The following is a 16,619-nucleotide window of genomic DNA, read 5'->3' as shown; positions in this document are numbered from 1 at the left end:
GATAGCTTTCAACGGGCGCAGTTATGCGATGACTGGCCTAAGACATTAGTCGAATGTTGGGGGGCGGAGGGGCTTAGAAGCTCTAGTGGCGAGGGAGCAAGCTCCCTCGCCACTAGAGCGACTGCGTCAATCTGTTTGCATGCAATAGGGCCAAACGTGGAGCCATGTAGCTATGACGACGCAGGCCTATCTCACCACATAAATCTTGCGCACATAGACGCTGCTTTTCCAGGCACAGGGCGCGTCCAACGGCACGAACACCGTATCGCCGGTTTTGACCACCAGCTCGGTTCCGTCGGCTGCCTGCAAGGTGACGCTGCCTTCGAGCAGGTGCATCAGTTCATGCAGCTTGTGCGGCCGGGACTTGCGGGTGTAGGGCGTCGAGTCCCAGATGCCGATGCGCAAGTCGGTCGCTTCCTCGACAAACAGGTTGTGCGAGCGGCACTGCGGTGTTGGGCCCAGCAGGATCGCTTCATCGGGTGCCGCTGAAGGCGATAGCAAGGTAGACGGGGGCAGGGCGGTGAGTCCGGGTTGCTTGGTCGCGACAGACTGCGTGTCGGCACAGAATGCCCAGAGGGAAGCGGGCTGCGCCTCAATCTCAAGGGCCGTGCCCCGGGCGATCACCGCGCTTTCCCCCGGCTGCAGGTGCAGCGTCTGCGCCGGGCTGCGCAGCGTGACGGCCCCGGCATGCACGACGACGGTTTCGCTGAAAGGGTATGCATCGCTGCCGTACCGGCCGCTGGCCTGGACCACACCGGCCGTCATGCCGTCGGCTCCGGCATGGGCGACGAGCCGGTCGAACGGGTCGTTGGCGCCCAGCGAACCTGGACGAAAAAGCGTGGCGGTGGGGCTGCCGTCGGCGCGTGCCAACAGCATTGCAGTGGGCTCAAGCATCAATTTTTTCTCCAGAGAAGTGCTGCGGATAGGGCGTCAGCCGATGGCCTGGGTCACCGGCGCGAATTGGCGCACGCCGCCGGTGGCCTGGGGCGGGGCGCCGCGAGCCATTTGGGTGACGGTGTCCACGCGCTTGAGCCCGATGTCTTCCAGCCAGGGGGCCAGGCCGCAGTCAGCGGGAATATCAATGCGCACGAACGCCTCCGGCACCTGGGCCACCAGCACTGCGATCACATGCCGGGCCTGTGTAGCGTCTTGGGCGATGACCGGGCCGATGCAGCGCCCACGGCCGAAGGGGCGCATCAGGGCGAAGGCGCATAGGCGGCCGTCCCGCTCGATGCCGACGCCTTGTTCAACATCGGCGAACACATCGTTCAGCACCGCCGCCCTGTCCAGACCGCTGCCGGCATTGGCCAGCCTGATCAGCTCGGCGTGATCGGCCGATGCCAGTGGTCGACAGCGTTGCCCACTGGCCAGCTCCGGCGCGGCAGACGCCAATGCTTGCCCCTGGTGTTGCTGGATATACCCGAACTCAACGAAGCCCTGGCTGGCGTACAACGGTGCGCCGGCCAGCGTCGCGTTGAGAACGGCGGTCCGCGATCCGCACGCCTCGATAGCCAACTCCATCAACTTGCGGCCGATCCCCTGGCCCTGGTACTCGTCACTGACGATGACCAGGCCGATGGTGGCGTAGTCGCCTTGGCCACAGGTAAACGCGGTACCGATCAGCCGCTCCTGGTCCAGCACGACATACCCCTGGGCGACGCGCTGCAGCATCGCCCAGTCTTCCAGGCGATGGGGCCATTTCAACTGCACGGACAAGGCGTGGGCCGCCGGGACATCGGCCGCGGTCATGGCGCGATAAAGATAAGCAGGGCGTTGCGAAATGGACATGGCGGGTCCCCATGAAATTGATGTCGAGCCGGACGCAATCGTCCGTGGTGGTTGTCTGTATCTCACCTGCCACCGGGGCTGACAAGGGCCGAAAACCAATTCGGCAGGTTCGCTAAGCAGCGGTGGCGCGGGCCGAATTTCTTGCCCAAACGAGACGTCCGCCCAGCAGGAAATACCGAGCCGATTTGCCAGCGACAATGAACAGTCAGTAGCGGCGCTCGCGATCAACCCGTCCCAGCATCGATTCGCCCCGTTGATGCCGACGGATGTTTTCCAGCAAGACGCCAAAGGCTGTTTCCGGTTGGGTCATCGCCGCGATGTGGGGTGTCAGCAGGATTTGCGGGTGCTGCCAGAACGGATGCTCCGGCGCGGCCGGTTCCTGCGCCAACACGTCGAGCACCGCCGCGCTGAGCTGGCCGCTGGCGAGTGCGTCGAGCAGATCCGCCTCGACCAGATGACCGCCCCGGCCCATGTTGATCAAGGCTGCGCCCTTGGGCAGTTGTTCGAAGAGCCGACGGTTGAGAATGCCTTCGGTCTGCTCGGTCAGCGGCAGCACGCACAGCACGATATCGCACTGGCCGAGAAAGGCCGGCAGTTGCTCGGATCCGGCATGACAGGCCACGCCGTCGATCTGATGTTCGCTGCGGGCCCAGCCGGACAAGGCGAAGCCAAAGGGCTCCAACGTCGCCAGTATCTGCCGCGCCTGCAAACCCAAGCCCATGACGCCGACCCGACGCTGCCAGGCAGGCACCAGGGGATGCGCCTGCCAGCAACGTCCGGCTTGTTGCTGGCGATAGCGCAACATGTCCCGGTGCACGCTGAGCACGGCGAAACTGGCGTATTCGCACATGCCTTGGGTGATGCCCGGATCAAGTAGGCGAACCACCGGCAGCGACGGCGGCAACCGACCGAGGTCGAGCTGATCGACGCCTGCCGACAAGGCGAACAGCACTTGCAGATTCGGCAGCAGCGTTTCGATGTCGTCCGGTGCCTGCCAGGCCGCGAGGTACTGGATATCCCTTGGATCGCCGATGTCCGGCCAGGCCCGCCATTCGATGTCTGGCGCCTGTTCGGCGAACAAGCGTCGCCAGTGTTCGCCGCGTACCGGATCAGCTTTATAAAGCAGCGCCATGGGTCGGTTCTCATCTCAAGTTCGGGAGTCTCAAGCATGCCTCAACGGCGGAGCAGGATCTTTCGAAAGCAGGGCGCAGGGGCGCATGGCGCGGGTTGTAAAGCGTTCCCGGCGGCAGAATCGTTGGGGTGCGAGGCCCATGGAGGAATCTGCTGTTTGCCGGGGGGTAAACAGTCGATCCGGATTTCTCGACGACCAAGTTCGGCTTAGACAATCGTGCCGAACGCTTAACCTGTGGTGACACCGCAGCCGCTTCCTGGTTGCGCGGCTCACGATGGGAAATGCCAATGAACAGTAAAGTCGAAGAAACCCCGAGTCTGCTCCGTCAGCGTGATCAATACGTGCCCCGTGGGCTGGTGACGGCGCACCCGCTGGTGATCGATCGAGCCCAAGGTTCCGAATTATGGGACGTGGACGGCAAGCGCTACCTGGACTTCGTCGGCGGCATCGGCGTGCTGAATATCGGCCATAACCACCCCAAGGTTGTCGCGGCGGTGCAGGCCCAGTTGCAGAAGGTTTCCCATGCCTGCTTCCAGGTCGTGGCCTATAAACCCTACTTGGACCTGGCCCGGCGCCTGTGCGAGATGATCGGCGGCCAACACGCCTATAAAGCTGCGTTTTTCACCTCCGGCGCCGAAGCCGTGGAAAACGCCGTGAAGATTGCTCGCGCCCACACCAACCGCTCGGCAGTGATCGCCTTTCGCGGTGGGTTTCACGGCCGGACCCTGCTCGGCACCACCCTGACCGGGATGAGCCAGCCGTATAAGCAGAACTTCGGGCCGTTCGCGCCGGAAGTCTTCCACACGCCTTATCCGAACGCCTATCGCGGCGTCACCAGTGAAATGGCCCTGCGAGCGCTGGACGAACTGTTGGCGACCCAGGTAGCGCCAGAGCGGGTCGCGGCAATCATCATCGAACCGGTGCAAGGCGATGGCGGTTTCCTTTGCGCGCCCGTCGAGTTCCTCCAGGGCCTGCGCGCCTTGACCGAGAAACATGGCATTGTGTTGATTCTCGATGAAATCCAGACCGGTTTCGGCCGTACCGGCAAGTGGTTCGGTTTCCAGCATGCCGACATCCAGCCGGACCTGGTCACCGTCGCCAAGAGCCTCGCCGGTGGCTTGCCGTTGTCGGGTGTGGTCGGCAAGGCCGAGATCATGGACGCGCCGTTGCCCGGCGGACTCGGTGGCACGTACGGCGGCAATGCGCTTTCGTGCGCGGCGGCGCTGGCGGTGATCGATGCCTTCGAGCAAGAACAATTGCTGGCCCGTGGCGAAGCCTTGGGTGAACGGCTGCGCCAAGGCCTGCTGGGTTTGCAGGCGCGTTATCCGTTCATTGGCGACGTGCGCGGCAGTGGTTTCATGCTGGCAATCGAGCTGATCAAAACGGACGATGCGCGGACCCCGGATGCTGAGCTGAACCAACGGCTGATCGACGAAGCCCGCGCCGGCGGGCTGCTGGTGATCAAGTGCGGGGTGTACCGCAACGTCCTGCGTTTCCTCGCGCCGCTGGTGACCAGCGAAGCACAGATCGACGAAGCGTTGCAGATTCTCGAGGGCGCCTTGGCACGCGTCAGCGTCGGTTAATGGAGCGTTGATCAATGGACATCATCGGAGGCGGTACAGATGAGGCTGACTGAATATCGGGCGTTGTTGATCGACTGCGATGAAGTCCTGGTGGATCGCGACGCTGGCGTCTGGACGGCGTTGCAGCCGCTGCTGGAGAGCCATGCCGGGCCGTTGGACAAGACCGCCGTGCTCGCTGAGTTCGACCAGGTTCTGCAAGCCTTGTACCCGCGCTTTGGCGAACTGGGCTTCAGTGGCTTGCTGTGTTTTGCCCATCGTCAGCTGGCCGAGCGTTGGCAGCTCAAGGCCAGTTGGGAGGAGGGCATGAGCTTTGCCCGATCAGCCGCGGGCTGGACGCTGTTCGAGGATGCGCCGGGGGCGATGCTGTACCTGCGCAAGTTCTATCGCTTGTTGGTGCTCGGTGATCGCGACGCCGAGGACCGTGGCGTGTTGTGCGAGCGCCTGGGCATCGAACCGGAGGATTTCATTTCGTTGGCGAGCGACCCGTTGCACGATGAAGATTGGCTGGCCGCCAATGATCTCGACGCCGAGGCGATCCTCCAAGTGACCCGTCCCGGCGCCCGGCCACGAGCCGTTGGGGCTATGTGCTTGATCTGCCGTGAACTGCACAGCTCCCCAGCACCCTGCGCGGCGGACTATTGCATCAACAGCATGGCGGATCTGGTGGCTCAGCATCAGCTGTCTTTACGGCGCTGATTTTGTTAGAAGATGGTCTTACAAACACCCGGCACGAGGTAGGCGATGGAAGGTGTAGCGAAACTGGACCGGATCGACATCAGCATATTGGTCGAGCTTCAAAAAGACGGTCGCATGACCAACGTCAGCCTGGCCGACGCCGTGGGCCTGTCCGCCAGCCCCTGCCTGCAACGGGTCAAGCGGCTGGAGTCGGCGGGGTATATTTCCAGCTACAAGGCCCATCTCAATCTCGCCAAGATCACCGATTCGGTGACGGTTTTCACCGAGGTCACCTTGAGCGACCACAAGCGTGAAGACTTCGCCAAGTTCGAATCCAATATCCGCCTGGTGGACGAAGTGCTCGAATGCCACCTGATCAGCGGCGGCTACGATTACCTCGTGCGTTTCATGACCCGCAGCATCCAGGATTACCAGGAGGTAATGGAAGGCCTGCTGGACAAGAACATCGGCATCTCCAAGTATTTCAGCTATATCGTCATCAAGTCGCCGGTGCGCAAGGATGAAGTTCCATTGCGCAAGCTGTTGCGGCATTGATGAGCGTTGGCGCAAAAGCCCTTCCGAAGAAGGGCCTCAGCACCTGAGAACCTGTGTGGGAGCTTACTCGCAATAGCGGTGGCTCCAGCTTCATTTCAAACTGACCCAACACCGTAGCCCTGCATTCAAATCCTGTTACGCCATAGCCTGACTTTTTGTTATCCTCACCGCCTTCTTTCATGGACGAATACCGGGACAAGCTATGGCTAACGACACGCCGTCACGCATAGGGACGATACTGCTGGGCCTGCTTTTTGCGCTGATTGGCGTTGGCTTGTTGGGCATTGCCGTCAACCTCACCCTCGAGCGCCGCGACTTCCTTTCCCGCGCACAGACCGCCGACGGCATTGTCAGTCACTTGAATGCCGGTGGTTCGCATCCTGAAATCGCCTTCACCACCGTCAGCGGTGAAAAAATCTCCTATCCCCAGGGGGGGTTTATCTTCGGCTTCCAGAAAGACCAACCGGTGCGGGTACATTACCTGCCCGAGCAGCCGGCTGGCAGCGCCATCGTCGATGCCCCGGCCGCACTGTGGGGTACCCCCGGGGTGCTCGGGTTCATCGGTCTGGTGTTCGCCCTTGTCGGCCTGCTAAAAGCTTTCCGTCAACGCGGCCGCGGTGCGGCTCATTCACATAAAGGACTTTGAACGTATGAGCTACAGCATCCCTCTCCCGGTCAATGAAAGTCGCTGGCAGTACCAGACCGCCAGCGGCGGCGGTCTGACCGTGGTCATGGTGGCGGGCAGCGGCGGCTCGATTATCCTGCGTTCGCCCCAGGGCGAGGACGTCAGCTACCGCTATGGCGGTGTCGGCGTGGGTGTCGGGTTTGGCGCAAGGCTGCCGCGCTTCGGCAAGATCAATATCCAGATCAAGGGCAAGGGTGTGGCTGCGGCCGGTGCGGCGGAGGCATTTCCCAGCACCGGCAAGGTGTTTGTCAGCGACGCCTTGGCCAATCGCGACCTGACCAGCGACGACATCACGGGTCCTTGCATGTATACCGAAGTGGGCGTAGGCCTGGTGGTTGGCGGTTCGGCCACAGCCTTGCTGTTTGGGCTTGACCCCAAGTTGCTGGCGTTGTCGGTGGCGCTGAGTTCCAATCCGGCGACTTCGCTCATTGCTTCAACCACGGTCAACCGGCAACTGGCGCGCTCGGCCAAGGGGGCGGTGGTCATGGCGGGTGTGAACGCCGGTTTGCAGGCTGGTGGTGGTGCGGCGATCTATATGGGCTATTTATTCTAGTTCAGGGTGGGAGCGAGCTGGCTCCCTCGCCACAAAGGCATCGGCGTAGCGATCAACCTAAAGAAGGCATCGGCCCCAACGTCTTCAGGACCCAAATGATCCCTGCCACAGCGACGAGCACCGCGACCAGCAAACCGATAAGCACCCATTTCAGGATTTTTAGCCCCCTCGACGGCCCGCTCGGCGCGGGGGCTTCGGCCATAAGGCGCATTGCTTCGGAGCAACGTTTGCACGCACCGTTGTCGGCGAGGATAAGGGCCCCGCAATATTCACAGTTCTTCATGTTGTATCCGAGCTCAAGGACACTTATTCAGCGGCGTAAAATCGCCGCACCAGGGGCTTAGTATTTATAGACGATGCCCAGCCTGCCGAGGATCTCCAACGCATTGGCCAAACCCAGGCCGTTCATCGGCAGGCAGGCAAACGCCTGGTACTCATCGAAGTGCGTGCCGATGGCCAGCAGCTTCAAATCGTGGGTTTCCAATCGTGCGTTGAAATACTGGAGCAACGCGCGTTCCCAATCGTTGGCGCGGTTGATCGCGTCCACGGTTTTGCTGTCAGGCACAGGAATTTCAATGCCCAGCTCCTGCAGCGGGGCCAGGGCGTTGATGGCGTAGACGCCGGACAACGACCATTCCTTCCATTCGAACCCAGCCAATTGCCGGGACCCGGCAAGCGCCGATTGCACTTGCGTCCAGGCCCAGTCCCATTGGCCGGTAGGGGCTGGCATATTCTCGATCAGCGCCTGCGCGTGCGCCTCGTCGAACAGGCAGTCGAACAGGTCCGCCAGGGTATCAACCGGATCCGGGCCCGGTCCTTGCCCTTGAGTGTCCAGGTCGCGGCTCAAGCGTTGCCAAAGGCTGGCCAACTCCACCCAATCGTCATCGTCCATGTCATCGTCGATCACCTGGGCCTTGTGGTCTCGGTGGTAATTGTCCAGGCGCGTCTTGCGCACACGGACCACGCCCTCGGCGACATCCACTTCATAACTGCTGTGGTCCAGGTAATGGGTCTGGAACATGATGCGGTCGGGAAAAATGTCATGAACGAGGCTTTCCTCCGCATCGAAATAGCTCGCGCCCTCGGGTTTGCCGTGAGCCGTGACGATGCGTTGAAGCGACAGCGGATCGATGGGGGTCAAAGGGTCAGCTCTCAGGGGAAACGATCACATCTGGATTGCCTTCAGCCGCCAGTTTCAATCGGTCGGCTTTGCTGATGTATTTATCCTTGCTCTTGGGCGCCAACTTGGCGCTGGCCTTCTTGGCGTTGGCCTTGAGCAGCTGGTTGATTTTTTTACGGCGATTCATGTTGTCTACTCGGGCTCGCAGGCGCTGGGAATGAGGGATTTAACCCTCGGTTGCAGGCATTTTCAAGAAACGCTTTGCATGGTCGGCATTGGGTAGCAGGCACGTGTCGTATTTGCCGAAGAGCCGATAGCGGTTCAGCGCGATGCGATCGTAGACCCAATCCCGAAGCGGGCGCGGGAAAAGGCGCAGCCATTTCACCGGATGCCAGCGGGCGGGCAACTGCGAGACGATTTCGAAAAAGGCCTCCGAACGCTCCCAATATTGCCGGTCGCGGATCACCGCCATGGTGTCGAACTGATCCATTGGCAAGCCTGCCCAGGCAAGCAGGGCCTGGCCCTCGGGCGACTGCACCGCCGCCAGCCGCACCCGCCGTTGTTGATCATGGCGTATCAGAAACCTCGCCCAGCCGTTGCAGAGCTTGCACACGCCGTCGAATAGAACCACCGTTTCGCCGGGTTCGAGCAGTGGCGCGGTTGTAGGTCGCACGTGTGAGGCCGGCATAGGCGTGGTTCCTCGAAAGTCATGTATGGCGGATCATAGCGCCTGTTGCCGCCTCAACGCACCCGGCTGCGACTCTGTACCGACAGGTCCAGGGCCTTTTGCATGTCCAGCCGCGCCGAGCGGCCGACGTCCTTATCGTTAAGTTGGTGGTTGCGCTCCGACGGCAAGATGGGCGCGGTGAGGTCTTCGCCATCCATTTGCTCGAAGTCGTGATTGTCGCCGATGGTCATGGCGCTGCGGCGTAGGAGCATGCGCAGTTGCTCGGGATGAAGTTGCGGATTGATCGACAGCATCGCGGCCAACAGGCCCGTGATCATCGGCGTGGCGTAGGATGTGCCGCAATGCACCGCGCCGTCCTGGCCGGCGTTGACCGTCGAGGCGTGGGTGCACGCGGCGGCGGTGATGTCGACGCGCATGTCGGTGTTCGAAGAGTTGCGCTTGACTGCATAGCCCGGATCGTCGACCGCCACCCCGGCGCGTTCGCTGCGCTGGTGCCCGCCGACCACCAGCAGTTGCTCGGTGATGAACGAGGAGGGCAGGCGGTATTCGTCTGTGCCGGAGAATGATGAGCCGTTGCCGGCGGAATTCACTACCACGACGTCGGGATGTTCCTTGCGCAGCCACAGGAAAAATTCCTCCAACAACTCTTCGTAGCCGCCCATGGCGATGCCCGAACGCAACAGCGAATCCACGTCATCGCCCTTGACGTCCTTGGCGCCAACGCGGTGAATGCCCCAGCTCCAATTAAGCACACGCACGCCGTCCTCGACGAGGTTGACCGAGGCCGCGATGTTGGCGGTGATACCGGCGTCGGAATTTCGCTCGACGATCACTTCGAAACCACCGCTGGCCTTCTCCAGGCCACGGAGGAAACCAGTATTGCCGCCGTCGTCCCAGCGTGCGGCGAGAATGCCGGCGACGGTCGTACCATGGTTGTCCGGCTTGTCCGCGTCGCGGGCATAGACGCAGGTGCGCGGTACCGAACAGGCACCGAGGTAATCGGCGAAATCCGCCGTGTCGAAATCCACGTCGCGCTCGATCAAGCCGATGCGCACCGGCTGCGGTTGGATTGGCGCCTGCTGCCCCGGGACGCGCCGCTGGTAATAATGCACGGCGTCGAGGAAGCGGTTTGCGGACCATTCATCAGAGTCCTGATCCGGTTTTTTCGGTTCCTCAGGCTGGGCGGGCGCTTGCTCGGCCTCTTCGGCTGCGGACTCCTCGATCACCACCGCATCGACACTGGTCTCGCCACCCAGGCGCAGCACCAACGCATCACGCTGCACCAGATCTTTGGCCGGCAGGCGCAGCTGATAGACGTTCAGCGGCGCGATACTACCGACCACCGTCGCCCCGTACTTGCCCGCCAGACGCTCAGCTTCCTGGCGGCCATCGTGGCTTTCTTCGATCAGCACGCTGACCAGATCCACATACGTGGTCAGCCCGTCCATGTTCTTCGCCACTTCATTCGGCCCGGCGGCCAGCACGTGGCTGTTGCGCAGCGTCAACCAGACGGCATTGCTGGCGCGCGGACCCTCTTCTAGCCAGAGTGGGCCGCTCTGGTAATCGGCGCTGTCCAAGCGCACGCGCAGGTTCTGTCCTTCACGTTGGATACTCTCGGCGGGGATCGTTTTTTCACCCAGTTTCAGTTGCGGCGTTGCGTCACCCAGCCCGCGCGCGGTGAGGCACCATTCCTGGTGCTGGCTTTCGAGCAGGTCGCCGCAGCGCTTCAGGCTTTCCAGGCGCAACGGTTCTTGCGCCAGTGCAATCGTGCTGGCGGACAAGGTGAGCAACGTAACGAGGGCGGCGGATCGTAAGCGCATGAGTGAGGTTTCTTTGCCGGGGATTGCTGTTCCGACCGTTGTGTCGCGGGCTTCGTTCAGCCCTGGGATGCGATCCATGGCGGTCGTCATCGAAATGGAACAACCGAACCCGCGCCACAATCGGATACATAAACGTCTGAGACCTAAAAGGTCAGGGAGTCCCATGTCTCGTCCACCCATGATCGGTGTCATCGCCTGTTCAGGCAAAATCGGTCCGCACACCGTCCAGCTCAGCAACGACAAATACGCCGAGGCCGTCGCCACCGCAGCCGAAGGGCTGCCCGTCATCCTGCCGGTGTTCCCCGCGTTGCTTGACCCGGCCCAGATCATCGCCAGCCTGGATGGGCTGCTGTTCACCGGATCGCCTTCCAATATCGAGCCCCATCAATACGGCGGCCCGCCCAGCCCGCCGGGCACCGAGCACGACCCGGCCCGCGATAACCTGGCGCTGCCGCTCTGGCGCGCCGCCGTGGAAGCCGGCCTGCCGGTACTCGGCATCTGCCGGGGCTTCCAGGAAATGAACGTCGCCTTCGGCGGCACCCTCCATCAGCAACTCGACGGCCCAGGCGCTGAACACGAACCGCCGAGCAACGAACCCGTCCAAGAGCAGTACGCCCGCACACATGCCCTGACGGTGCGGCCAGGTGGCGTGCTGACGCGGCTGGGCCTCAAGGACGTAATTGAAGTCAACTCCGTCCACGGCCAAGGCATCGCGCGGGTGGGGCAGGGCTTGCGCATCGAGGCCGTGGCGGAAGACGGATTGGTCGAGGGGCTTTCGGTAGAAGGCAGTCGAGCGTTTGCCTTGGGCGTGCAATGGCATCCGGAATGGGAGGTGATGGACAACGCCGATTATCGGGCGATTTTTCGCGCGTTTGGGCAGGCGTGTCGGGCGCGGGCGGAACAGGACGCTTGACGCAGTTATCTGGTTACCACCGGCGAGCAGGTGTTTGCCGATGCGTGCGCGGTGCATCTGATTTACTCCTGGTCGTGACAACAGACGCAAAGCTTGTTCCCTTCAGGGTCTCGAAAGGGTCGTGCTCGTGAGGGGGTTCAACAGCAGGTCGTATCGCTTATAACGGAATTTTTGGCGCAGTCGCCGGGCGTAGAACAGGGCGCTCGGTAAGTGCGCTCGTCATCAAGGATTGGCTTTCGTCCGCCCCTGGATCGCCACGCGCAGGCAACCCCAGGCGATGACGCCAATAACCAGCAACTCGGCTATGCCGATCAGCACGTGGAATGAGAAGGCCATCGGTTGCTCGGTCCAATAGAAGGTCGTCGGGCGGGAGATGCCGATGCGCAGTCGCCCGGTAAACAGTGCGCGCAGCAATGCGATTATCCGGATCAGCTCGAACACTGCGAGGAAGGTGCCAAGCAAGGCGAGGAGGGCGCGTGCGGGGATGCCCAGTCGATCACTCGTATCAGCGCAAGGCATGGGTGCCTTTGCTTTGCGCTGCCTGGCGATCTTCGCGGGGGGTGGAACAGGCCTATAGGGAGCCGGCGCACCGGTCGTCGAACCCATGACCACTTCGGTGGGGACTGCCACCTTCAAATAGTCGGCCAGTTCATTCAGCCACACGTCGGTGCGTTTGCGTCCCGGCGTTACCGGAACGTTGTCGGTCGTCAGGCGATGCTCGGTGCCATCGCGCAGCACCAGCCATACCTGGGTGCGGGCTGGCTCGGCCTCGGGGCGGCGGCGAAGTTCGAGGGATTTGGCGGCGTCGATCCTGAACACCGAATGCACTCGCTCGCGGCGTCCGAAAACGTTTCGGGTGCGGCGTTTGCCTTCACCGTCCAGGCGCGATAACAGCAAGGTCTCGCGGGTGCCGGAGTAAACCAGTAGGAGCAGGCCAGCGGCAGGAATCAATAGCAGCCCGAGCACGGTCAGAAGTGAGGACAGCGGGTCCACACTCGCCAGTGGCGAATCTGCCGTGGCAATCGCCAGGACGGCCGCCACCGGAAAGATAAAGGCCATCGCGCATGCCAGCAGCACGAATCCGCTCTGCAGCCGGTTGAGCGAGTGAATGTGCAGGTCGTCCCGCGCGGTGCGCTCGAATCGATGTCCTATCAACATGCAGACCTCCCGGAGCAACCTTCAGGGCTGCTTGTAGGGCCGTGAACAGCATTTGCATGCGCAGGCCGCGATGGTGTTTTACGCAGCGCAGGATACCTCATGCCGAGCATGGGGCGTGTGGGACAGGCCGTGTTTTCTCCGGCGAGCCTTGAGCGCTGATTTCCAGCCCTACGACGCTTGATGAAAACGGAGCTAGCAGTAAAGGAAACCTCCTACATCGCCGATTTCATTGCCTGCGTTAGCGTCCGTCCTGGATTTTCAGGATGAGATTCGCGACTCGTGACCACACGCCCAAAAGATCTGCCCAGGATCCGTAACCCACGTTCCGGCGAAGGGCACACCGCCTCCTATCGAGACATGACCTCCAGCGAAGTGGCCGAGTACGAAGCGCTCCAACGCGGTCATGAAGCCATGCTCGCCCGCCAGGCCGCCTATGAAAAAGAGCGCTGGGCCAAGGTGGATAAAAAGCCCCTCGTCACCATCGGGTCCGTATTCGCCAAAAGCTGCGCGTTACCCAACGGCATCATTGATTACAGCAACCCCAACCGGCATCGTTGCCTTGCTCTGGCCGTCCAGCCTGGGCGACAGCGCCCTGTACAGCGAAGAACAACTACGCAACCTCACTCAGGCCCGCAGCCGCATGCGCCTGACCATCGAACAACAGGCCGACGGCAGCCTCAAGGGGTACGGGTTCTACACCGGGCAGAACCGCGACTGGGAAATGGTCGACGTCGTTCACATCACGCCTCGCGCCGACCAATACGTCGCTGACCTTGGCGACGGCATCGAACTGATCTGGACCCCGGCCATCGACCCCTCCGACACCCTCGGCATCCCCACCCTGGAGGCCGCGCCTCAGGCCCCGCATATCTGGATCTACCCGCCAACGCCGGTGGCAGACAGCATCATCGTCAATCCGATCTATCCGCCGGAATACAAGGATTTCATTCTGGTGTTTCCAGCGGATTCCGGGGTTCGGCCGGTTTATGTGGTTTTGAGTGTTCCGGGGGATCATAAGTATTACGAACCCCCGAAATCGCTACCGGCCTTTCCTGATGCGATCAGGGTAAAGTCAAAGTCCTCGGTACAGGGCGGCGGCCATAAAAGAAGACGCTGGGTCGATAGGAAGGGACGCATTTATGAATGGGACTACAAAAGTAATGCTGTAGAGAAATTTGACAAACTAGGAAGCCATTTAGGCGAATACGACCCTTTAACGGGTCGTCAAACCAAACCTGCCAAGCCAGGCAGAAAAACCGCAAGACAATAGGAGTGGAATGCTGTGCCGTACTTCTCAATAACAGGTTTTTATCCGGATGACCAGAATGACGACTCGTTGCAGTTTGAGGTCGACATAAAAGTAGCTGAACAAAATGAAGCGCTCGCGCAGATAGTTGAGAAAAAAACTTTCAGTGAGGTGAGTCCTGGCGAGCTGGAGATAACAGCGGAGCAGCTAAAGAGAATCGAGGAGCTTTTGGATATTGAATTTCCTGTTGGATTGGAATATTACATTGGCGTAAGTGCTGACTAGGCTCAGTCTGTCTATCGATTGTTATCTGAACGCAGTCAAGCTGCGGCTTTCAGATGAAAATAGCATTGTTAAAAGTTTTCTGAGGTTCCATGGGGGTAACTTGGATCATCTGATTGACCCGGAACGGTTTGATTGCCAAATCTCTTTCCGTCACCGAATCGCTTGGTAACCGGAAGCTACCAGACATGCTTTTGACGCATATAGTAAAGGGGGTGAATGATGGGGACGATTTCGCGTCATATGAAAAAACGCTCTGCATCAATAGTCAGGATCTGGCAAAGATATGGGCTGGGTGAAAAAGGAGGATTATCTATACGATTACGAATTGTCTGCCCTTCAAGTAGATGCGTTGCAGGAGGCTTGCTCGATAGAGCTGCCAAGAAACCTATTGCTGTATCTGACTAACCGCAGCGAACAGGCCTAGGAAAAAATTATTAGGGCATCGATGTCTTTAAATAGCCTTCGATTACCGGGACAGCTGGTAACTGTAGTATGGATAGGCCTTAATGCAGCGGAGGAATCCCCTCCATAATCCGCGGACGTGGCAATCGCCGAGTAGTAACGGCGGTCAAAGATATTGTTGGCATTGACCTGCAAATCCAGGTTCACGCTGACCCTGTACCCGGCCATCAAGTCCGCGCAGGATTTGTCTGAAGGATAAAGCTTGAAACGCTCTGGGAGTGTTGATGCAGAGGAGTGGAGCTTATCTAGATCGGTGCGGCGGGGATGACGGGGCTGTTTAGCGAATCGCAGCTGCAACAGGCGAAAGGGAGCGATTCCTAAAGTTGGATCCATTGCCGTCGATAACCCTTCTGAATCCCCCCAATCATGGACCGATGAAAATGGTACTTTCCGTCAGCTCCGCTTATATCGCACCTGCCAACACCCACCTTACAAGCTCCGAGCAACCGCTCGTGACCCAGGCGCCGACAGACGCTGCAAAACTAGCCCTGTCCAACGCCAGCCCAGCGGCCATCTTCCATCCCAGCGAAGAAGCCCAGGCGACGATGCCAATGCCTGAGGCGATCGAGACCTGGATCGGTCGGTCGCAATCACCGGACTTTCCTCGATACGCCGAGATCCTGAAAGGGGCGACCAGTACGCTGAAGTCCTCGTTCGAGGACTTTCAATCCGCGCTCTCAGCGACCCATTCGGACTTGGCCGGCAAGAAATACGGCTTCACCGTCGACGCCGACGGCAGCCTGAAAGTCCTCAACCGCGCCGGCCAGCTCAGCAGCTCCGATATCCAGCGGCTGACCGATTTGCTCAACGACTCGAAGGACCTGAAAGCCGCCGCCATCGCGGTCCGCGACGCCTCCATCGACCTGGTCGACGCCGACTCGCCTTGGTCCGGCAGCTACCTGGGCTTCTACAGCCTGACCAAGGAAAACTTCGCCAACACGATCGATCTGGCCCCATTGCTGAAAGACCGTGGATCGGTGTCCATACAGGAATATTCGGACGGGTTGTTTTTCAATCAGCTGGCGTACAAGGGCGAGCGGGCGACGCGGGAGACGGAACAGGCGATGTTTGAGAGGCGGGCAGCGGAGCGGATTTCGGTGCGGGCTTGAGTCTTAACTGCATTGGGATTATCGGGAGTGGATTTCCTATCAACGGACATTCAACTCCCTTATTTTTGTCGCAAGGCCTTGGACTTAGTACCTTGGGAACGCTATAGGTTTGCGCGTCGTATAAAAAGCCTAGTCATTATTTGAAGGATTAATGCCATGGAAGATTTCGCTGCAAGCAATCCTGACTTTGATAAGCACGTACAAGGCGCTGTACTCAGTATGCCGGCGGCAAAGCTATTGGGGTTTCATTACAATTATTTAAAGCCGGGTCATTGTGAAATCGAACAGCCAGCGCGCAAAGAACTCACTCAGCATAATGGCTATTTTCAAGGTGGCATCGTCGGAGCCTTGGCCGATTTTGCGGGGGGCTCGGCCGCTGGGACCCTGCTGCCGCCGGGCTGGATAAATATGACTACGGATTTCACCGTCAAATTAATTGCCCCGGCTGACGGCGAGAAGCTCCTGGCCAGGGGGAGGGTAATCAACGCATCGAACAGCAGCACGGTTGCGGCCGCCGATTTGTTTGCCGTAAAGCAGGGTAAGGAAACCCTTTGTGCCACTGCCTTGGTCACTATGCGCAATATTCCCTTGAAAGCTTGAAATCCCTATTCGAGAAAAGGGGACGCCCAAGGGGGGAATGCCGTTCACTTAAGGCAATCGACAAACCCGTGGCGAGGGAGCTTGCTCCCGCTGGGCCGCGAAGCGGCCCTAAAACCTGCCAAATGCGGAACATCAGACACACCGCATCCGCCGGTTTACGACTGCTTCGCAGCCGAGCGGGAGCAAGCTCCCTCGCCACGCGTCGTCATTTTTCTTAATTGAACCGCATTGCGCCCAAGAGGGACGG

At 60.3% G+C, this 16,619-nt stretch carries 18 protein-coding genes and 2 pseudogenes; 10 read left to right on the top strand and 10 right to left on the bottom strand.

Annotated features, from left to right (window positions below):
• Nucleotides 1-186: 186 nt before the first annotated feature.
• From J3P95_RS15160 to J3P95_RS15150, 3 genes are all read right to left on the bottom strand, one after another.
• Nucleotides 187-894: a cupin domain-containing protein gene (locus J3P95_RS15160; protein WP_434580709.1), complete on the bottom strand. Its 708-nt coding sequence runs from the start codon at nt 892-894 to the stop codon at nt 187-189.
• A 36-nt stretch (nt 895-930) separates the two neighbouring features.
• Entirely contained in the window at nt 931-1,788 is an 858-nt protein-coding gene (locus J3P95_RS15155) for a GNAT family N-acetyltransferase (protein ID WP_434557615.1), read from the bottom strand.
• A 205-nt stretch (nt 1,789-1,993) separates the two neighbouring features.
• Nucleotides 1,994-2,920, bottom strand: a complete 927-nt coding sequence (locus tag J3P95_RS15150) for a 2-hydroxyacid dehydrogenase (protein WP_434580711.1) — start codon at nt 2,918-2,920, stop codon at nt 1,994-1,996.
• Nucleotides 2,921-3,207: 287 nt separating this feature from the next.
• On the opposite strand from J3P95_RS15150, the gene gabT reads away from it, so the two are divergent.
• The 5 genes from gabT (at nt 3,208) to J3P95_RS15125 (ending at nt 6,971) form a co-directional block, all read left to right on the top strand.
• Nucleotides 3,208-4,503 carry a 4-aminobutyrate--2-oxoglutarate transaminase gene (gene gabT, locus J3P95_RS15145; RefSeq protein WP_434580713.1) on the top strand — a complete coding sequence of 432 codons (1,296 nt, stop codon included), beginning with the start codon at nt 3,208-3,210 and terminating at the stop codon, nt 4,501-4,503.
• Between the two features lie 39 nt (nt 4,504-4,542).
• Nucleotides 4,543-5,199, top strand: coding sequence for a 2-haloalkanoic acid dehalogenase (locus J3P95_RS15140; RefSeq protein ID WP_434557612.1), 657 nt, complete (start codon nt 4,543-4,545; stop codon nt 5,197-5,199).
• Nucleotides 5,200-5,244: 45 nt separating this feature from the next.
• The gene (locus tag J3P95_RS15135; RefSeq protein WP_434557611.1) at nt 5,245-5,733 is read left to right on the top strand and encodes an Lrp/AsnC family transcriptional regulator; all 489 of its coding nucleotides are present in this window, start codon (nt 5,245-5,247) and stop codon (nt 5,731-5,733) included.
• A 202-nt stretch (nt 5,734-5,935) separates the two neighbouring features.
• A complete protein-coding gene (locus tag J3P95_RS15130) occupies nt 5,936-6,379 on the top strand; it encodes a DUF3592 domain-containing protein (RefSeq protein WP_434580716.1) in 444 nt (147 codons plus the stop codon).
• A gap of 4 nt (nt 6,380-6,383) precedes the next feature.
• Nucleotides 6,384-6,971 carry a hypothetical protein gene (locus tag J3P95_RS15125; RefSeq protein WP_434557609.1) on the top strand — a complete coding sequence of 196 codons (588 nt, stop codon included), beginning with the start codon at nt 6,384-6,386 and terminating at the stop codon, nt 6,969-6,971.
• 52 nt (nt 6,972-7,023) lie between these two features.
• Here J3P95_RS15125 and J3P95_RS15120 read toward each other — a convergent pair whose 3' ends face one another.
• From J3P95_RS15120 to J3P95_RS15100, 5 genes are read right to left on the bottom strand one after another with little or no spacing between them, the layout of a single operon-like run.
• Entirely contained in the window at nt 7,024-7,254 is a 231-nt protein-coding gene (locus J3P95_RS15120; protein WP_434580718.1) for a hypothetical protein, read from the bottom strand.
• A 57-nt stretch (nt 7,255-7,311) separates the two neighbouring features.
• On the bottom strand, nt 7,312-8,112 hold the full coding sequence (locus J3P95_RS15115) for a DUF6630 family protein (protein ID WP_434580720.1): 801 nt from the start codon (nt 8,110-8,112) through the stop codon (nt 7,312-7,314).
• A gap of 4 nt (nt 8,113-8,116) precedes the next feature.
• Nucleotides 8,117-8,278 (bottom strand): DUF2986 domain-containing protein, encoded by a 162-nt coding sequence (locus J3P95_RS15110; RefSeq protein WP_434557606.1) that lies wholly within the window; start codon nt 8,276-8,278, stop codon nt 8,117-8,119.
• Nucleotides 8,279-8,317: 39 nt separating this feature from the next.
• Nucleotides 8,318-8,779: a thiol-disulfide oxidoreductase DCC family protein gene (locus J3P95_RS15105; protein WP_434557605.1), complete on the bottom strand. Its 462-nt coding sequence runs from the start codon at nt 8,777-8,779 to the stop codon at nt 8,318-8,320.
• A 53-nt stretch (nt 8,780-8,832) separates the two neighbouring features.
• Nucleotides 8,833-10,599, bottom strand: a complete 1,767-nt coding sequence (locus tag J3P95_RS15100) for a S8/S53 family peptidase (protein WP_434580722.1) — start codon at nt 10,597-10,599, stop codon at nt 8,833-8,835.
• 163 nt (nt 10,600-10,762) lie between these two features.
• Here J3P95_RS15100 and J3P95_RS15095 point away from each other — a divergent pair, with 163 nt between their 5' ends.
• The gene (locus J3P95_RS15095; protein ID WP_434580724.1) at nt 10,763-11,512 is read left to right on the top strand and encodes a gamma-glutamyl-gamma-aminobutyrate hydrolase family protein; all 750 of its coding nucleotides are present in this window, start codon (nt 10,763-10,765) and stop codon (nt 11,510-11,512) included.
• 222 nt (nt 11,513-11,734) lie between these two features.
• Here the strand turns inward: J3P95_RS15095 and J3P95_RS15090 are convergent, their stop codons facing one another.
• The gene (locus J3P95_RS15090) at nt 11,735-12,670 is read right to left on the bottom strand and encodes a hypothetical protein (RefSeq protein ID WP_434580725.1); all 936 of its coding nucleotides are present in this window, start codon (nt 12,668-12,670) and stop codon (nt 11,735-11,737) included.
• Between the two features lie 279 nt (nt 12,671-12,949).
• Here J3P95_RS15090 and J3P95_RS15085 point away from each other — a divergent pair.
• A pseudogene (locus J3P95_RS15085) lies at nt 12,950-13,940 on the top strand (S-type pyocin domain-containing protein).
• A gap of 12 nt (nt 13,941-13,952) precedes the next feature.
• A complete protein-coding gene (locus J3P95_RS15080) occupies nt 13,953-14,201 on the top strand; it encodes a pyocin S6 family toxin immunity protein (RefSeq protein ID WP_434580727.1) in 249 nt (82 codons plus the stop codon).
• 420 nt (nt 14,202-14,621) lie between these two features.
• Here J3P95_RS15080 and J3P95_RS15075 read toward each other — a convergent pair.
• Nucleotides 14,622-14,840 (bottom strand): annotated as a pseudogene (locus tag J3P95_RS15075) (hypothetical protein); the annotation flags it as partial.
• Nucleotides 14,841-15,043: 203 nt separating this feature from the next.
• Between J3P95_RS15075 and J3P95_RS15070 the strand changes: the two are divergent.
• Nucleotides 15,044-15,772 carry a hypothetical protein gene (locus J3P95_RS15070; protein ID WP_434581195.1) on the top strand — a complete coding sequence of 243 codons (729 nt, stop codon included), beginning with the start codon at nt 15,044-15,046 and terminating at the stop codon, nt 15,770-15,772.
• A 156-nt stretch (nt 15,773-15,928) separates the two neighbouring features.
• The gene (locus J3P95_RS15065) at nt 15,929-16,372 is read left to right on the top strand and encodes a PaaI family thioesterase (RefSeq protein WP_434557597.1); all 444 of its coding nucleotides are present in this window, start codon (nt 15,929-15,931) and stop codon (nt 16,370-16,372) included.
• The last annotated feature ends 247 nt before the right edge of the window (nt 16,373-16,619 follow it).

The organism is Pseudomonas sp. Z5-35 (genome assembly GCF_051131945.1).
Classification (GTDB): domain Bacteria; phylum Pseudomonadota; class Gammaproteobacteria; order Pseudomonadales; family Pseudomonadaceae; genus Aquipseudomonas; species Aquipseudomonas marvdashtae.
Note: the sequence above shows the minus strand (reverse complement) of the source record. Positions and strands in the feature narration are given on the sequence as shown.